At 71.6% G+C, this 16,927-nt stretch carries 16 protein-coding genes; 8 read left to right on the forward strand and 8 right to left on the reverse strand.

The annotated features are described in order from the left end of the window. Nucleotides 1-103: 103 nt before the first annotated feature. A complete protein-coding gene (locus ACWC94_RS04985) occupies nucleotides 104-1,534 on the reverse strand; it encodes an MFS transporter (protein WP_450794962.1) in 1,431 nt (476 codons plus the stop codon). A gap of 148 nt (nucleotides 1,535-1,682) precedes the next feature. Between ACWC94_RS04985 and ACWC94_RS04990 the strand changes: the two genes are divergently transcribed. The 5 genes from ACWC94_RS04990 to ACWC94_RS05010 all read left to right on the forward strand — a co-directional run bounded on the left by ACWC94_RS04990 (nucleotide 1,683) and on the right by ACWC94_RS05010 (nucleotide 6,135). After that, entirely contained in the window at nucleotides 1,683-2,504 is an 822-nt protein-coding gene (locus tag ACWC94_RS04990; RefSeq protein ID WP_450795027.1) for a helix-turn-helix transcriptional regulator, read from the forward strand. A 38-nt stretch (nucleotides 2,505-2,542) separates the two neighbouring features. Next, on the forward strand, nucleotides 2,543-2,896 hold the full coding sequence (locus ACWC94_RS04995) for a cytidine deaminase (RefSeq protein ID WP_450794963.1): 354 nt from the start codon (nucleotides 2,543-2,545) through the stop codon (nucleotides 2,894-2,896). Nucleotides 2,897-3,098: 202 nt separating this feature from the next. Beyond that, nucleotides 3,099-3,575, forward strand: coding sequence for a hypothetical protein (locus ACWC94_RS05000; protein ID WP_450794964.1), 477 nt, complete (start codon nucleotides 3,099-3,101; stop codon nucleotides 3,573-3,575). 152 nt (nucleotides 3,576-3,727) lie between these two features. Beyond that, nucleotides 3,728-5,065: a beta-xylosidase gene (locus tag ACWC94_RS05005; RefSeq protein WP_450794965.1), complete on the forward strand. Its 1,338-nt coding sequence runs from the start codon at nucleotides 3,728-3,730 to the stop codon at nucleotides 5,063-5,065. Between the two features lie 59 nt (nucleotides 5,066-5,124). Next, a complete protein-coding gene (locus ACWC94_RS05010) occupies nucleotides 5,125-6,135 on the forward strand; it encodes a WxL protein peptidoglycan domain-containing protein (protein WP_450794966.1) in 1,011 nt (336 codons plus the stop codon). On the opposite strand, the gene ACWC94_RS05015 is transcribed toward ACWC94_RS05010, so the two are convergent. Next, nucleotides 6,029-6,367, reverse strand: coding sequence for a P-II family nitrogen regulator (locus ACWC94_RS05015; protein ID WP_450794967.1), 339 nt, complete (start codon nucleotides 6,365-6,367; stop codon nucleotides 6,029-6,031). The two genes, ACWC94_RS05010 and ACWC94_RS05015, sit on opposite strands and share 107 nt — an antisense overlap. Further along, nucleotides 6,364-7,689, reverse strand: coding sequence for an ammonium transporter (locus ACWC94_RS05020; RefSeq protein ID WP_450794968.1), 1,326 nt, complete (start codon nucleotides 7,687-7,689; stop codon nucleotides 6,364-6,366). The genes ACWC94_RS05015 and ACWC94_RS05020 overlap by 4 nt, the downstream gene beginning before the upstream one ends. 151 nt (nucleotides 7,690-7,840) lie before the next feature. On the opposite strand from ACWC94_RS05020, the gene era reads away from it, so the two are divergent. Further along, a complete protein-coding gene (gene era, locus ACWC94_RS05025; RefSeq protein WP_450794969.1) occupies nucleotides 7,841-8,794 on the forward strand; it encodes a GTPase Era in 954 nt (317 codons plus the stop codon). A 30-nt stretch (nucleotides 8,795-8,824) separates the two neighbouring features. On the opposite strand, the gene ACWC94_RS05030 is transcribed toward era, so the two are convergent. Beyond that, a complete protein-coding gene (locus ACWC94_RS05030; RefSeq protein WP_450794970.1) occupies nucleotides 8,825-9,673 on the reverse strand; it encodes a helix-turn-helix transcriptional regulator in 849 nt (282 codons plus the stop codon). 126 nt (nucleotides 9,674-9,799) lie between these two features. On the opposite strand from ACWC94_RS05030, the gene ACWC94_RS05035 reads away from it, so the two are divergent. Continuing rightward, a complete protein-coding gene (locus ACWC94_RS05035; RefSeq protein ID WP_450795028.1) occupies nucleotides 9,800-10,654 on the forward strand; it encodes an NAD-dependent epimerase/dehydratase family protein in 855 nt (284 codons plus the stop codon). Nucleotide 10,655: 1 nt separating this feature from the next. Here the strand turns inward: ACWC94_RS05035 and ACWC94_RS05040 are convergent, their stop codons facing one another. From ACWC94_RS05040 to ACWC94_RS05055, 4 genes are read right to left on the reverse strand one after another with little or no spacing between them, the layout of a single operon-like run. Then, the gene (locus tag ACWC94_RS05040) at nucleotides 10,656-11,924 is read right to left on the reverse strand and encodes an MFS transporter (RefSeq protein WP_450794971.1); all 1,269 of its coding nucleotides are present in this window, start codon (nucleotides 11,922-11,924) and stop codon (nucleotides 10,656-10,658) included. Beyond that, complete coding sequence (locus ACWC94_RS05045) at nucleotides 11,921-13,243, reverse strand: GH1 family beta-glucosidase (protein ID WP_450794972.1); 1,323 nt, start codon at nucleotides 13,241-13,243, stop codon at nucleotides 11,921-11,923. The genes ACWC94_RS05040 and ACWC94_RS05045 overlap by 4 nt, the downstream gene beginning before the upstream one ends. A 57-nt stretch (nucleotides 13,244-13,300) precedes the next feature. Continuing rightward, nucleotides 13,301-13,567 carry a protealysin inhibitor emfourin gene (locus ACWC94_RS05050; protein ID WP_450794973.1) on the reverse strand — a complete coding sequence of 89 codons (267 nt, stop codon included), beginning with the start codon at nucleotides 13,565-13,567 and terminating at the stop codon, nucleotides 13,301-13,303. Between the two features lie 32 nt (nucleotides 13,568-13,599). Further along, the gene (locus ACWC94_RS05055) at nucleotides 13,600-14,670 is read right to left on the reverse strand and encodes a M4 family metallopeptidase (protein WP_450794974.1); all 1,071 of its coding nucleotides are present in this window, start codon (nucleotides 14,668-14,670) and stop codon (nucleotides 13,600-13,602) included. 352 nt (nucleotides 14,671-15,022) lie between these two features. Here ACWC94_RS05055 and leuA point away from each other — a divergent pair, with 352 nt between their 5' ends. Further along, complete coding sequence (gene leuA, locus ACWC94_RS05060; RefSeq protein WP_450794975.1) at nucleotides 15,023-16,744, forward strand: 2-isopropylmalate synthase; 1,722 nt, start codon at nucleotides 15,023-15,025, stop codon at nucleotides 16,742-16,744. Nucleotides 16,745-16,927: the final 183 nt, after the last annotated feature.

A 16,927-nucleotide genomic window follows, 5' to 3' on the forward strand; every position in this document is an offset into this window, starting at 1 on the left:
GTTGCCCAGGCTCGGTTTGTTGGGATTTTTGTTTTGCTCCACTCTTGCTCTGACTTCCCCAGCGCGGCCGTGCGGTGTGCACGGCCGCGCGGAGCGGGATCGGTCAGACCCTGGGCTGAGCCCGGCGCAGGCCCAGGCCGACCAGGACGGCGGTGGCCAGGACGATCGCCGCGTCCAGGGCGAGCACCGTGTGGACGCCGGTCAGCAGGTCGCCGGAGGTGGTCGCGAGCACGCCCAGCAGCGGGATGCCGACCGTGATGCCGACCTGCTGGGTGGAGGTCACCAGACCGGTGGCCAGGCCCTGTTCCTCGTCCGGGACACCCGAGGTGACGGTCAGGCCGTAGGAGATGATCGCGCCCAGGTGGCACATGCTGGCCAGGGACACGGCCGCCGTGGCGAGCCAGACCGACCAGGTGTGGGCGTCCAGCGGGAGCAGGGCCGCGATCAGCGCGCCCTGGCCAGCCAGCGAGCCGACCAGGGTGCGGCGGGCGCCGAAGCGGCCGATCACCTTCGGGGCGAGTGTGCCGGCGACGGCCGACAGCACGCCCTGGACGCCGAAGACCAGGCCCGTCTCGAACGCGGACAGGTGCAGGATCTCCTGCAGGTACAGGGTCAGGACGAAGATCACCGTCGACATCATCGAGAAGGTGACCAGACCGCCCACGTTGCCCCAGGCCACCGTGCGGCGGCGCAGCATGGGCAGCGAGACCAGGGGTGCGGCCGAGCGGGACTCGATCACCGTGAACGCGGTCAGCAGGAGGAGACCGGCGATCAGGGTGGTGATCACGTCCGGGCGGGCGAAGCCGTGGTCGGCGGCGGTGGACAGGGCGTAGATCAGGGACAGCAGGCCGGTGGTGACGGTGACCGCGCCCGGCACGTCCAGACGCGGGCCCTCGGGAGTGCGCGACTCCGGCAGCAGGCCCGGGGCCAGCGGCAGCACGATGAGCGCGAACACCGTCAGCAGGGCCATCGTGGAACGCCAGCCGAGCGCGTCCGTCAGCACACCGCCGGCGATCATGCCGACCGTGAAGCCCAGCGACATCAGGGTGCCGGAGATGCCGAGCGCACGGTCGCGGGCCGGGCCCTCCGGGAAGGTGGTGGTCAGCAGGGACATCCCCGTCGGGACGATCGCCGCCGCACCGAGGCCCTGCAGCGCGCGTCCGGTGAGGAAGGACGCCGGATCCCAGGCCAGGGTCGCCAGCAGCGAGGCCGCGCCGAACAGGGCCAGGCCGGTCAGGAACAGCCTGCGGCGGCCGTACAGGTCGCCGATGCGGCCGAAGAGGAGCAGGAAGCCGCCGGAGGGCAGCGCGAACGCGGTGACCGCCCACTGCAGGGCCGAGCGGCTCATACCGAGGTCGGTGCCGAGGTCGGGCAGGGCGACGTTCAGGACGGAGAAGTCCAGCGCGACCATGAACTGGGCCGCGCACAGCACGAACAGGACGAGCTTGTCACGCGTCGACAACCGGGGCGGCCGGGGGGTGTCGAGCGGGGTGCCCGTGGGGGTGGTGGGCTGGGTGGTGGTGTCGATCGCCATGGCACGAGCTTCCGGCCGGCGGAAGAATCGTGGGGAGTCGGAACTTATGGTGGTGGTGGCACCACCAGACACGACGGGGGAGGAGCGGTACGTGCCTGCTGCGGGGGCGACGAGGAGTGAACGGCGCAACGAGCTGCGCGAGTTCCTGATGAGCCGGCGGGCCCGGGTCAGTCCCGAGGAGGCCGGACTGCCTGCCGGGGGCGGCCGGCGCCGTACGCCGGGACTGCGCCGGGAGGAGGTCGCCGTTCTCGCCGGGGTGGGCGCCTCCTGGTACCAGTGGCTGGAGCAGGGGCGGGAGATCTCCGTCTCGCCGTCGGTGCTCGACGCGGTGGCGCGGGTGCTGCGGCTGAGCGACGCCGAGCGCCGGCACCTGTATCTGCTGGCCGGGCTGAACCCGCCGGCGCCCGAAGTGGTGCACGGCAAGCGGGACATGTGCGACGGGCTGCGGCGGCTGATCGACACCTGGATGCCGTATCCGGCGCACATCATGGACCTGTACTACAACTGCGTGATGTACAACGACGCGGCGGCGATCGTGCTCGGTATGCGGCCGGACACCACCCAGAACTGTCTCGTCGACTTCTTCACCGATCCGCTGTACCGGTCACGGAGCCACAGCTGGGAGGAGAACGCCCGTACGGTCGTGGCGCAGTTCCGGGCCGCGTCGGCGGCCCGGCCGGACGACGACGGGTTCCGGGCGGTGCTCGCAGAGGTGTCCGAGCGCAGCCCCGAGTTCGTGGCGCTGTGGGCCGAGCGGGACATCGAGGAGCAGGGGCAGGTCCGCAAGGAGCTGGACCATCCGCTGGCCGGGTTGCTGGTCGTGGAGTCGACGGTGATGAAGGTGCCGGCCCGGCCCGATCTGATGATCGTGCTGCACACTCCGCTGGAGGAGGCGAACACCGCGGCGAAGCTGGAGTGGCTGGCCTCTCCGGAGGGGCGGCGGGGCGCGATGTACCCCGTGGCGGGGTGAAGGGCGGGGCGGCGGGCGCGGCTTCGTATGCTCGGGGCATGACCGAGAGCAACGCGCTGGATCCCGAGGACCGCAAGATCGTCACCCTGGCCCGTTCCGTGCGGGCCCGTAACGGTGTGCCGGAGGGGGCGGCCGTACGGGACGAGACCGGGCGTACGTATGTCGCCGGGGCGGTGTCGCTGCCGTCGCTGACGCTGAGCGCGCTGCGTACCGCTGTTGCCATGGCGGTGGCGTCGGGGGCCACGTCGTTGGAGGCGGCGGCGGTGGTGAGCGAGGCGGAGTCCGTGGCGGCCGAGGACCGGGCCGCTGTCGCCGACCTCGGAGGTGCGGGGACCCCGGTGCTGCTGGCCGGCCCCGACGGTGTGGTGCGGCTGACTGTCCCCGCGGGCTGAGGCTGCACCGGCCGAACGACAGGTCGGCTGGAATTCAACCTTGTTGGGGCTGTGCTCCTGCGCATCAATGGAGCCGTACGTTCCGACGGGCCGTCAGATCCGCACCGCCCACGCAGTGTGTCCGCACCCGCCTGCTCAGGCCTCCCCGCCCGTCGGCGTCCCCCCACACGGCACTCCCCACAGGGAAGGGAAGCGGATCCCCATGAGAGGCAAGCGCACGGCAACAGGTGCGGCGCTGGTCGCCGGGGCCCTCGCGGTCACCGGACTCGCCTTCGCGCCCACCGCGGCCGCCGTCACCCCACAGTCGGCGGCCATCACCGCGAGCTGCGGCATCTTCGGCGGCGGCACGGCCACGCTCACCGCCACCCAGAGCGGCACCTCGGCCACCATCACCCTCACCTCCTCCGCCATCACCGCGCCGGTCGCGGTGGCCCAGGACTCCATCTCCTCCACCCTCACCCTGGCCAGGGCCGACGGCGGATCGGTGGTGTTCAGCGGGACCAGGAACCCCGCCATGAACACCGGCGACGCCGTCAGTGTCGGCCCGCTCCCGGGTACCGTCGCCTCCGGTGACAGCCTGGACGCCTACGGCGGCTCGCTGAAGATGGTGATCTTCGGCGTCACCGTGACCTGTACCGCGAGGGGTCCGCAGTCGCCCGGCCCCTTCGTGTTCGACTGACTGAACTGAGCGATCTGTTCCGGATGCCGCAGAAACTGATGATCCGTCAGCTTTCTGCGGCATCTCCATTGACTTCTCACCCGCGCTCCTCATCAATGCCCCCTGTCGGCGCAGACGAGCCGCTGCGCCCGCAACCCTCAGGAGGGGGCCCCATGGGTTCGACACCCCCAAGACCACGAAGATCCCGACGATGGCGCTGGAGCTCGCTGCTCGGGGCGACCGCGCTCGCGGTCACCGCGGGCGGCGCGCTGGCCTGTCCGGCCGGCGCCGCCGGCACGAACGTGGACTTCGCCACGCACTGCATCCCGCCCGCCGTCGCGGGCCTGCCGCCGATCGACGGCACCACGACCGCCGGTGTGTCCGTGGACAACGCCAGTCCCAAGGTCGGCGACACCGTCACCGTGACCTACACCGTGGTCACCGCCGCGGCGTCCAATCCCACCGACCTGGCCCTGCCGGCCGACATCATGACCCCGACCGGGAAGGTCACCCTCGGTGGCGCACAGACGGGCGATGTGACCGTCGCGGGGCCCAGGAAGAACCCGCCGGTGCCGGGCAAGGCCGCCTTCCCGTCCTTCTCCATGACCGGGACGTTCACCGTCACCAAGGCCGGCCAGATCACCCTCTCGCCCGGCGACTACAACATCCACACCAGCTACATCATGGAGCTGGACACCCCCTGCACGGTCACCAGTCCGCCCGCCCCGGTGTCCCAGACCGTGACGGCGACCGACGGGACCCCGGCCAACACCCGGGCCATCTCCCTGAGTTCGGCATCGGGTGACCCGGGCGCCAGTGTCACCGTGAGCGGTACGCACTTCACTCCGGGCGCGGCCGTCACCCTGGCCGGGCGCTCCGGCGGCACCCAGACCGCGGACACCGCGACCGTGACCGCGAACACCCAGGGCTCCTTCAGCGGTTCCCTCGTCGTCAAGGACAGGACGACGACCGGGATCGTGGCCTACGAGGGCGGCTCCTGGACCGCGGACAAGGGGGCCGGACCCGCGGCCTACGTCGTCAACGACAACACTCCCGTCCCGCCCGGCAGCCAGAAGCTGACCACCACCGTCAAGGCGGGCACGCTGTCCATGTCCCAGGCCGGGGACTCCGTCGCGCTGGCGGCGGTCGACTTCGGCAAGGGCGGGGCCTCCACGGGCAAGCTCCAGACGGTGACCGTGCGGGACTTCAGAGGCGGGCCCGCCGGCTGGTCCCTGACCGGCAAGGTCACCGACTTCACCGGCCCCGGCGGCAAGATCGACGCGGGCAGGCTGAGCTGGACCCCGGCCTGCGCGACCAAGCCGGGCAGCCCCAGCACCTGCAAGGCCGGCTCGGCGGGCGTCCTGGGCGGCTCGGGAGCGACCCTCGCGTCGACCTCCGACGGCACGCTGACCGGCGGTGAGTTCACCGTCGACGCCGGACTCTCCCTGGACGTACCGGCGTTCACGCCTCCGGGCGGGTACTCCGGCGTGCTCACGCTGACGCTCACCTGAGCGTACGGGCGTCCGCACCCGCCCGTTCCCCTGTCTCTCGTCCGTGGGGGTCCGCACCCATGCGCAAGCTGTACGTCCTCCTCCTGGGCCTGGTGCTGGCATGGCAGGCCGCACCCGCCCACGCCGCCGACAACGGCAGCTGGTCCGTCTACCCGGTCGCCTCGGAAGTCGCCGCGCGGCCCTACTTCTACCTCTCCGCCGACCCCGGCCAGACCCTCACCGACAAGGTCGCCGTCCAGAACAAGACCGGCAGGCCGCTCACCTTCCGGCTCTACGCGGCCGACGCCTACAACACCGCCCGGGACGGCGGGTTCGCCGTGCGGACCGTCGGGGAACGCATGCTCGGGGTGGGTGCGTGGGCGCGGGTCGCGAAGTCCCGGATCACCGTGCCCGGGCACCGGACCGTCACCGTGCCCTTCACCGTGCGCGTCCCCGACGGGGCCGGACCCGGTGACCATCCCGGTGCGATCGTCGCCCTCGACGAGCGTGTCGACCCCGGCAGCGGCCGGCTCGCGCTGGGTGTCCAGCGGGCCGTCGGCGCCCGGATCCACCTCCGGGTCAGCGGGCCCACCCTGCCCGCGCTCTCCGTCGGGCAGGTGCACATCAGCCACCACCAGCCGCTCGTCCCCGGCCTCGGCGCCAGCACGGCGACCGTCACCTACACCCTGCGCAACACCGGGAACGTCACCCTCGACCCCAAGGTGGAACTGAAGGCGCGCGGACTGTTCGGCCGTACGCTGCTCGACCGGGAGCTGACCCGGGTGCCGTCCGAGCTGCTACCGGGACAGCGGGTCCGGCTCACCGAGACCTGGCGCGGGGCGCCCCAGCTCGACCGGGCCGATGTGACGCTGACGGCGAGCGCGCCCGGTACCCGGCAGTCGGCGAGCGCGTCCTTCCTCGCGCTGCCGTGGCTGGTCGCGACGCTGGTGTTCGTCGCGGGCGTGGCGACCGGGGCGCTGCTGGTCAGAGCGCGTCGGGGCCGCGTTCGCCGGTCCGCACCCGGACGACCGTCTCCACGGGTACGGCCCACACCTTCCCGTCCCCGATCTTCCCCGTCTGCGCGGCCCTGACGATCGCGTCGATCACGGCCTCGGCGTCCGCGTCCTCCACCACGACCTCGATGCGGGCCTTCGGCACCAGGTCGACCCGGTACTCGGCGCCCCGGTACACCTCGGTGTGGCCGCGCTGCCGGCCGTAGCCGCTCGCCTCGGTCACGGTCAGACCGTGCACGCCCAGTTCCTGCAGGGCGGTCTTGACCTCGTCCAGCCGGTACGGCTTGACGATCGCGGTGATGAGCTTCATGCCTGGGTGTCGACCTTCTGGGTGGGGGCCTTGTGGGCGGAGGCGAGGACGGGCGAGGTGACCGGGGCGCCGTGGCCCAGCACGCCGTGATCGTATGCCGTCTCGGCGTGCACCGTAAGGTCCAGGCCGGTGTACTCCTGCTCCTCGCTCGCGCGCAGGCCCATCACCTTGTCGAGCAGCTTGCCGAGGCCATAGGTCACCGCGAAGGCGTACCCGGCCACGACGGCCACGGCGAGCGTCTGCCTGCCGAGCTGGGCGAGCCCGCCGCCGTAGAAGAGGCCCTCCGGGCCGCCGGTCATCGCCTTCTCGGCGAACAGGCCGATCAGCAGGGTGCCGATGACACCGCCGACCAGGTGGACGCCGACGACGTCCAGGGAGTCGTCGTAGTTCAGCTTGAACTTCCAGCTCACGGCGTAGGAGCAGACCACACCGGCGGCGAGGCCGACGACCAGGGCGCCGAGCAGCGGGACCGTGCCGCAGGACGGGGTGATCGCGACCAGGCCGGCCACCGCGCCGGAGGCGGCACCCAGGGTGGTGGGGTGCCCGTCCCTCTTCTGCTCGACGAAGAGCCAGCCGAGCAGACCGGTGCAGCCGGCGGCGAGGGTGTTGAGGAAGGCGGCCGCCGCGAGGCCGTTGGCGCCGAGGGCGCTGCCCGCGTTGAAGCCGAACCAGCCGAACCAGAGCAGGCCGGCGCCGAGGACCACCATGGGCAGGTTGTGCGGACGCATGGCGTCCTTCTTGAAGCCGAGCCGCGGGCCGAGGACCAGGCACAGGGCGAGGCCGGAGGCGCCGGAGGTGATCTCGACGGGCAGACCGCCCGCGAAGTCGAGCGCGCCGAGCTTGTCGAGGATCCAGCCGCCGGGGCCCCACACCCAGTGGGTGACGGGAACGTACACGAGCAGGGTCCACACCGGGACGAACACCAGCCAGGCCGGGAATTTCATGCGGTCGGCGACCGCGCCGCTGATCAGGGCGGCGGTGATGATCGCGAAGGTGAGCTGGAAGGTGGCGAAGAGCAGGGTGGGGACCGTGCCGTGCGCGCTGGCCGGGGTGATGTGCGCCATGCCGGCGTGGTGGAGCCCGCCGATGAGCCCCGCGAAGGCGTCGTCGCCGAAGGCGAGGGAGTAGCCGGCCGCCAGCCATACGACCGTGACCAGGGCGATCGACACGAAGCTCATCATCAGCATGTTGAGGACGCTCTTCGTGCGGACCATGCCGCCGTAGAACAGGGCCAGGCCCGGGGTCATCAGCAGGACGAGGGCGGTCGAGGCGAGCAGCCAGGCGGTGTCGCCGGTGTTCACGTGCGCGGCGGCGAGGGTCACGGGCGTCTCCAACGGGGTGGGGGCTCGTCAGAGGGTCACCGGTGCGCGTTTCCGGTCGTCTACGGGTGTGTTTCCGTGACGTTTCGTTGCGTGAGGGTTACCGAAACCTCACGGTGCGGCGGGGGGTCGTGGATCAGGGACAATGAACGGCATGAGCGTTCGCACCCAGTCTTCCGAGCAGTCGGCCGAGGCCGTCCACCGCGCCGGTTTCGCCTGCTTCGTGGGCCGCCCCAACGCGGGCAAGTCCACCCTCACGAACGCTCTGGTCGGGCAGAAGGTGGCGATCACCGCGAACCAGCCGCAGACGACGCGGCACACGGTGCGGGGCATCGTGCACCGGCCCGACGCCCAGCTGATCCTGGTGGACACCCCGGGGCTCCACAAGCCGCGCACGCTGCTCGGCGAGCGGCTCAACGACGTCGTCCGCACGACGTGGGCCGAGGTCGACGTGATCGGTTTCTGCCTGCCGGCGAACGAGAAGATCGGTCCCGGTGACCGCTTCATCGCCAAGGAGCTGGCGGCGATCAAGAAGTCCCCGAAGGTCGCCATCGTCACCAAGACCGACCTGGTCGACTCGAAGACCCTGGCCGAGCAGCTGATCGCCATCGACCAACTGGGCAAGGACCTGGGCATCGAGTGGGCGGAGATCGTGCCGGTCTCGGCGGTCGGCTCCAAGCAGGTCGACCTCCTGGCCGACCTGCTGATCCCCCTGCTCCCCGAGGGCCCCGCGCTCTACCCCGAGGGTGATCTGACGGACGAGCCCGAGCAGGTCATGATCGCGGAACTGATTCGCGAGGCCGCGCTGGAGGGGGTCCGCGACGAGCTGCCGCACTCGATCGCCGTGGTCGTGGAGGAGATGCTCCCGCGCGAGGACCGTCCCGAGGACCGCCCCCTGCTGGACATCCACGCCAACGTCTACATCGAGCGCCCCAGCCAGAAGGGCATCATCATCGGCCCCAAGGGCAAGCGCCTGAAAGAGGTCGGCATCAAGTCCCGCAAGCAGATCGAGGCCCTGCTCGGCACCCCCGTCTTCCTCGACCTGCACGTCAAGGTGGCCAAGGACTGGCAACGCGACCCGAAGCAGCTCCGCAAGCTGGGTTTCTAGCCCGTCTCGCCGGTCCGTCCGCCCGGCCGGTCAGGGTCTGCTGGGGGAAAGGTCCTGCAAGCCCACCACTCTCAGCAGCCGGAGCTGTTCGTGGGACTCCGTGCCGGGGCGGGCCGTGTGGATGATCAGCAGCTGGTGGTACTCGTGGCTGAGCAGCACCTCGCAGTCCAGCTCCAGCAGGCCGACCACGGGGTGCTGGAAGCGCTTGGTGCCCGGGCGCCGCAGGCCCACCTCGTGTTCCTCCCACAGACGGTCGAACTCCCCGCTCGCCGAGCGGAGTTCGGCGACCAGCGCGGCCGGTTCCGGGTCGTCGGGGCGGGCGGCGGCCACCGCGCGCAGGCTCGCCACGTGCCCGCGCGCGTGCTCCGGCCGGTCCTCGGGCGGGAACAGCTCCCGGGCGGCCTGGTCCAGGAAGAACCGGCGGGTCAGGTTGCGTTCCCGCGGCGGGCGGGACATCACGTCTCCGACGAGTGCCCTGGCCATCGCGTTCTGTGCCAGCACCTCACCGCAGTCGGTCACCACCTGCGCCGGGGTGTCGTGCAGCCGGTCGAGGACCAGCAGCAGGCCGGGGCGGACATGCCTCGACACCGCCTCGCGGCGCGGGGGCTCCTCGCCGGTCAGGTGGAACAGGTGGTCGCGTTCGTCCTCGCTCAGGCGCAGCGCCCGCGCCAGTGCCGTGAGCATCTGGCGGGACGGGCGCGGGCCGCGCGACTGCTCGAGGCGCGTGTAGTAGTCGACCGACATGCCGGCCAACGCCGCCACCTCCTCTCGGCGCAGGCCCGGTGTACGGCGGCGGGCGCCGGCCGCCAGCCCCACGTCGGACGGGTCCAGGCGGGCGCGGCTGCGGCGCAGGAAGTCGGCGAGTTCGGCTCGGTCCACCCCCCAAGCGTGGGGCAGCGCAGCCGGCTTATCCAGGGAGTGCCGATCCCCTGATCGACGGGTCTCTCCCGGCCCGGGCGCCACCGTTCGAGGCTGGCGGCACCGGATCGAGAGGAGCAGACCATGGTGACGACACTGGTCACGGGGACCACGGGACAGGTCGGCCGGCGCTTCGTGCCGAGGCTGCTGGCGCAGCGACGGCCGGGCGAGCGGGTACGGGTCCTGGTCCGGGACGCGGCGCGCGGCGAGCGCTTCGCCGAGCTGGGCGCCGAGGTCGTCGTCGGCGATCTGCGCGATGCGGAGGCGCTCGGCAGGGCGGTGGCCGGAGTGGACGCGGTCGTCAACGTCGCGGCGTCCTTCCGCGGGGTGCCGGACGAGGAGGCGTGGGCCGTCAACCGGGACGCGGCCGTGGCCCTGGGCCGGGCCGCGCTGGCCTCCGGAGTCGGGCGCTTCGTGCAGGTCAGCACGGGGCTGGTGTACGGCGTCGGGCGGGGGCGCCCGCTGACCGAGGACGACGAGACCCGGCCCGGCGGTGCGATGTGGGGCGCCTACGCCGAGTCCAAGGCCGTGGCCGAGCGGGAGCTGCTCGCGCTGGAGGGCATGGAGGTGCGCATCGGCCGGCTCCCCTTCGTCTACGGCGAGGGCGATCCCCATCTCGCCCAGTCCCTGCGGTGGGCCAGGCACTGGGCGTCCACCCAGCGGCTGCACATGGGCCACCACGCCGACGTCGCCCAGGGGCTGCTGCGCCTGCTGTACGCGCCGGCGGTCGGCGGGCCCGTCTACAACATCGCCGACGACGCCCCGGTGACGGCGGTCGAGCTGCACCGGCTCAACGGCGCCGAGGTGCCCGCCGACCTGCACACCCGGACCGATCCCGACCCCTGGTCGGGGATCATGTCCACCGAGCGGATCCGCCGGGACCTCGGCTTCCGCCCGCTCTTCCCGACCGTGTGGACCGCTCGGGAGGCCGGCTTGCTCTGACCTACTCGACCCCTCTGATCCGCCCCACCAGCACCGCCCCCGCCAGCCCGGTCACCGCCGCCACCAGGTACAGCACCCGGTACCCGCCGAGGTAGGTCACGATCGGCGCGGCCAGGGCGGGGGCCGCGACCTGCGGCAGGGCGTTGGCCACGTTGATCACGCCGAGGTCCCTGCCCCGGTCCAGGGCCTTCGGCAGGACGTCCGTCATCAGCGCGAAGTCGACGGAGGTGAACACGCCGAAGCCGACACCGAGCACGGCCGCCGCCACGATCGCGCCGGGCCAGGTCTGCCGGCCGGCCAGGGCCGCCGTCGCCACCGCCATCAGCACTCCCGACCAGACGACGAACGGCTTGCGCCGGCCCACCCGGTCCGACCAGGCGCCGCCGGCCACGACGGTCGCCATCAGGGTCAGGCTGTTGACGCCGGTCAGGACCAGCACGCCCCGCTCGGGGTCGGCGTAGTGCAGGCCGTCGCGGAGGTAGTAGAGGAGGTACAGCAGGACGAGGGAGTTGCTGAGGTTGATCAGGAAGCGGGTCAGCCAGGCCCAGCCGAGGTCGGGGTGGCGGCGCGGGCTCAGCCAGAACCCCGCCAGGAACGACCGCCACGACCACACCGGCCGGTCCGCCTGCGCCAGTCGCAGATCCGGGTGGCGCAGGACGTACGGCAGCACCCCCGCCGCCGTGCACACCGCGCACGCCGCGTACCCGGCGCCGATTCCGCCCGCCGCCGTGGCGAGGCCCGTGCCGCCGACCACGCCCAGGATCTGCGCCGCCCCCAGCCAGCCGCCCACCGTGCCCCGCTGGAGCCGGGGCACCCGGTCCGGTACGGCCGCCGTCACCGCCGCGAACGCCGCGTTCAGGGTGAGCTGCACCAGGCACCAGGCCACCGCCATGGACCACACCCCGCCCGCCCGCGCGAGCAGCAGCAGGGACACCGCGCCGCCCGCCGCCCCGCCCACGATCCACGGCGTACGGCGGCCCCGGCGGGCCGTCGTACGGTCGGACAGCGCGCCGAAGAGCGGGTTGGCGAGCAGCGAGACCACCGCGCCGGCGCCGGTCACCCAGGCCAGCAGCGTTTCCTTGGACATTCCGGAGCCGGGTGCGAAGCCGGTCGCCTGGGAGGCGAGCAGGATCTGCAGCGGGCCGAACCAGCCGACCCAGATCGCCCCGTTGGCCAGCGCCAGGGCCGCCGTCCAGCCCCGGCCGACGGGTTCGACGGGGTCGGCCAGGGCGGCGGCCGGAGTGCCGGCCGGGCCGCCGGCCGTGGTCATCCCTGGGTCCGCAGCAGGTCCCGGAACCAGTGGTAGGAGGCCTTCGGGGTGCGCTTCAGCGTCTCGTAGTCCACGTGCACCAGGCCGAAGCGGCGCGCATATCCCTCGGCCCACTCGAAGTTGTCCATCAGGGACCACACGAAGTAACCGCGTACGTCCACGCCGGCCTCCAGCGCGGTGTGCAGGGCGCGGAGGTGGGCGTCCAGGTAGGCGATGCGGTCCTGGTCGTCGACGCCGTCGTAGGAGCAGCCGTTCTCGGTGATGACGATCGGCGGGAGTGCGTCGCCGTACCTCTCGCGGAAGCCGCACAGCAGCTCGGTGAGGCCCTCCGGGACGACCGGCCAGCCGAAGTCGGTCACCGGGCGGCCCTTGATCTCCCGGACGGAGAAGGGCAGTTCGGCGGGCAGGGCCAGACCGCCGTACTCGCTGTCGGTGCCGCCGGGTGCCCCCACCCGTGTGGGAGCGTAGTAGTTGATCCCGTACCAGTCGACGGGCTCGGCGATGGTCTTCAGGTCGTCCCGCACATCGCCCGGCATCAGCTCGCCCAGGCCGTCCGGGTAGGCGCCGAGGACGACCGGCTCGGCGAACAGGCGGTTGAGCAGGACGTCGTAGAAGCCGGCCGCCTCGACGTCCGCCGGCTCGGCGGAGGCGGGCCAGGTGGGCCCGTGGGAGTTGGCGATGCCGACGTCCGTGGCCCCGGCCGCGCGCAGGGCCCGTACCGCGAGGCCGTGGGCGAGGAGCTGGTGGTGGGCGGCCGGGAGCGCGTCGAAGAGGAGCCGCTTGCCGGGGGCGTGGGCACCGAGGGCGTGGCCCAGGAGGGTGTGCTCGGCGGGCTCGTTCAGGGTGATCCACTTGCTGACGCGGTCGCCGAGGCGCTCGGCCACGACCGTCACGTGGTCGGCGAACCGGGCCGCCGTGTCCCGCTCCAGCCAGTCCAGCGAGGCGGGCAGGTCCCAGTGGAAGAGGGTGGGCACGGGCCGTACGCCCGCCGCGCACAGCTCGTCCACCAGGCGGTCGTAGAAGTCCAGCCCGCCGGGGGAGTTCACGCGGGGCCAGGAGACCGAGAAGCGGTACGCGTCCACGCCGAGGCCGGCGAGGAGGGCCACGTCCTCGCGGTAGCGGTGGTAGTGGTCGCAGGCCACCGCCGCCGTGGAACCGTCCTTCACCCGCCCCGGTTCGGCCGTGAACACGTCCCACACGGAGGGCTCGCGCTCCTCGGCCGCTCCCTCGATCTGGTGGGCCGAGGTCGAGACACCCCAGAGGAAGCCCTCCGGGAAACGCGGTATCGGGGGAGCCGGGTCGCCTGCGTCAGTCGCCATGGCCGGATCATCCTTACCCCCGGTAACAGAAGTCAACGCCCCGGCGGGAACCGGCGCTCACGCGCCCTCCTTCAGTACCCGGGACACCAACTCCCGCTGATCCTCGGTGAGTCGGGGATCAGCCGCGTACACCGTGCGGCCGTCCACGGTGATCTCGTACCGGAAGCCGTCCGGGACGCCGGCGGGCTCGGTGTCCTGGCCGGACGCGAGGACGCGTCCGGCCAGGGCCTGCCACTCGGGGGCGTCGGGCCGGCCCGTGGTGTCCACCTCGGCCCGGCGCTCGATGCCCGCGAAACCGCCCGTGCGCCTCACTTGAATCCGCATGGGCCCAGTGTCCAGTACGCGGGGGCGCAGTACTACAGCGTCCGCACCCCGACCTGTTCCCACGCCTTCTGCACGGCCTGGAGCTCGTCCCCGGCGCCGTAGCGCTCCCGGGCCGCCTTCACCGTCAGCGTGGCGAAGTCGGCGAACAGCGCGTCCTGCTTGAGGTCGCCGCCGGTCAGCACGTCGTACCAGACCTGCCCGGCCTTCTCCCAGGAATGTCCGCCGATGGCCGTGGCGACCAGGTAGAAGGCGTGGTTCGGGATGCCCGAGTTGATGTGCACGCCGCCGTTGTCGCGGCCGGTGCGGACATAGTGGTCCATGGTCGCCGGCTGCGGGTCCTTGCCGAGGTTCGGGTCGTCGTACGCCGTGCCCGGGGCCTTCATCGAGCGCAGGGCGGTGCCGTGGATGCCCGGCGCGAGCAGCCCGGCGCCGATCAGCCAGTCGGCCTCGGCGGCGGTCTGGCCGAGCGTGTACTGCTTGATCAGCGAGCCGAAGACGTCCGAGACGGACTCGTTGAGCGCGCCGGACTGGCCGAAGTACTCCAGGTTCGCGGTGTACTGGGTGACGCCGTGGGTCAGCTCGTGGCCGATGACGTCGACCGGGAGGGTGAAGTCGAGGAAGACCCGGCCGTCGCCGTCGCCGAACACCATCTGCTCGCCGTTCCAGAAGGCGTTGTCGTAGCCCTCGCCGAAGTGCACGGTGGCGTCCAGCGGCAGCCCGTCGCCGTCGATCGAGTGCCGGCCGTACGCCTTGAGGTACAGCTCGAAGGTGGCGCCGAGGCCCGCGTAGGCGCGGTTGACGGTGGCGTCGGAGCCCGGGGCGGAGCCCTCCTCGCGGACCTTGGTGCCGGGCAGGTCCTGGGTGTGGTGGGCGTCGTAGATGGTGCGGTGCGGCTGGTCGGCGGCGGCGCCCGCGGGAGCGGCGACGGAGGGCGCGCCGACGACCGTGGTCAGCCGGCGCTTGGTGCGCTGGTAGGCGTCGTGCTCCAGGGACCGGCGGGCCGGGGCGGAGAGCGCGGCGTCCTCGGCTTGCGCGAGCTTGTCGAGGACGTGCGGCGGCACGATCGTGCAGAAGACGGGCTCGAAGCCCCCGTTGGTCGTCATGTCCCGCACCATCGCACTCAGTGACGTAGATGTCACTAGCTGCCACCATGATTGGTGAAATACCGGGACAGGGGGCGCCACGCTCCGTGACGGTGTGGTAGGGCGATGTGGTGCGGCGCACTTTTTGTCCCTTTTATGACCTCAGTCCCGCATACTGATACGCGTCCCCCGGGTCCGGGACGGCTCGACTAGGCTGCGACGCATCATGCGTTTCGGGCTGCTTCTCCTTAGCTGCCGCGGCGAGGGCCTGTAGTCACAAGGCCGACCCCCTCCCCGCGGAGCTTTGACGTCGCGTCGTCGGCCGTCCACCCGGACATCCGGATCTCCGGACACCCTGAGGAGCCCACGCACCATGGCCAACCGCCAGCAGCCCAGTTCCCTGCCGATCCACAAGTACGGCCGCTACGAGCAGGTCGACATCCCGGACCGCACCTGGCCGGACCAGCGGATCACCGCCGCCCCCCGCTGGCTCTCCACCGACCTGCGCGACGGCAACCAGGCCCTGATCGACCCGATGTCGCCCGAGCGCAAGCGCCGGATGTTCGACCAGCTGGTCAAGCTGGGCTACAAGGAGATCGAGGTCGGCTTCCCCGCCTCCGGCCAGACCGACTTCGACTTCGTGCGCTCGATCATCGAGGAAGAGGGCGCGATCCCGGACGACGTCACGATCTCCGTGCTGACCCAGGCCCGCGAGGACCTGATCGAGCGGACCGTGGAGTCCCTGAAGGGCGCCAAGCGGGCCACCGTCCACCTGTACAACGCGACGGCTCCCGTGTTCCGGCGCGTGGTCTTCCGCGGCTCCAAGGACGACATCAAGCAGATCGCCGTCGACGGCACCCGCCTGGTGATGGAGTACGCCGACAAACTGCTGGGCCCCGAGACCGAGTTCGGCTACCAGTACAGCCCCGAGATCTTCACCGACACCGAGCTGGACTTCGCGCTGGAGGTCTGCGAGGCGGTCATGGACGTCTGGCAGCCCGGCCCGGACCGCGAGATCATCCTCAACCTGCCCGCCACCGTGGAGCGTTCGACCCCCTCCACGCACGCGGACCGCTTCGAGTGGATGCACCGCAACCTGTCCCGCCGCGAGTACGTCTGCCTGTCCGTCCACCCGCACAACGACCGCGGTACGGCCGTGGCGGCGGCCGAACTGGCCCTGATGGCCGGCGCCGACCGCGTCGAGGGCTGCCTGTTCGGGCAGGGCGAGCGCACCGGCAACGTCGACCTGGTCACCCTGGGCATGAACCTGTTCTCGCAGGGCGTCGACCCGCAGATCGACTTCTCCGACATCGACGAGATCCGTCGTACGTGGGAGTACTGCAACCAGATGGAGGTCCACCCGCGCCACCCGTACGTGGGCGACCTGGTCTACACGTCCTTCTCCGGCTCCCACCAGGACGCCATCAAGAAGGGCTTCGACGCCATGGAGGCCGACGCGAAGGCCAGGGGCGTCACCGTCGACGACATCGAGTGGGCGGTCCCGTACCTGCCGATCGACCCGAAGGACGTCGGCCGCTCCTACGAGGCCGTCATCCGGGTCAACTCCCAGTCCGGCAAGGGCGGTATCTCCTACGTCCTGAAGAACGACCACAAGCTGGACCTGCCGCGCCGGATGCAGATCGAGTTCTCCAAGCTCATCCAGGCGAAGACCGACGCCGAGGGCGGCGAGATCACGCCGAAGGAGATCTGGGCGGTCTTCCAGGACGAGTACCTGCCGAACCCGGACAACCCCTGGGGCCGCATCCAGGTCAGGACCGGCCAGTCGACCACGGACACCGACGGCGTGGACACCCTGACCGTCGAGGCGACGGTCGACGGCGAGGACACCGTCCTGACCGGTTCCGGCAACGGTCCGATCTCGGCCTTCTTCGACGCCCTGGAGTCCATCGGCATCGACGTACGCCTGCTGGACTACCAGGAGCACACGATGAGCGAGGGTGCCTCCGCGCAGGCCGCCTCCTACATCGAATGCGCGATCGACGGCAAGGTCCTGTGGGGCATCGGCATCGACGCGAACACGACGCGTGCGTCGCTGAAGGCCGTCGTCTCCGCGGTGAACCGCTCCGCCCGCTGACCGCCCTGACCGGGCCTTTCGGTGCCCTGACCGCTGTATACGGCGGTCAGGGCACCGTCGTTTATCGGCCATCGTCCCGCCCGGGTCACGGACAGGTCTCTTCCGGGGTACTGACTCAGCGTCCGTGATGTGGCTAACATCACGCCAGCGCGGCGATGTTGCCGTGCGGTTACGGAGGTGCGA

This window comes from Streptomyces sp. NPDC001135, from assembly GCF_053598395.1.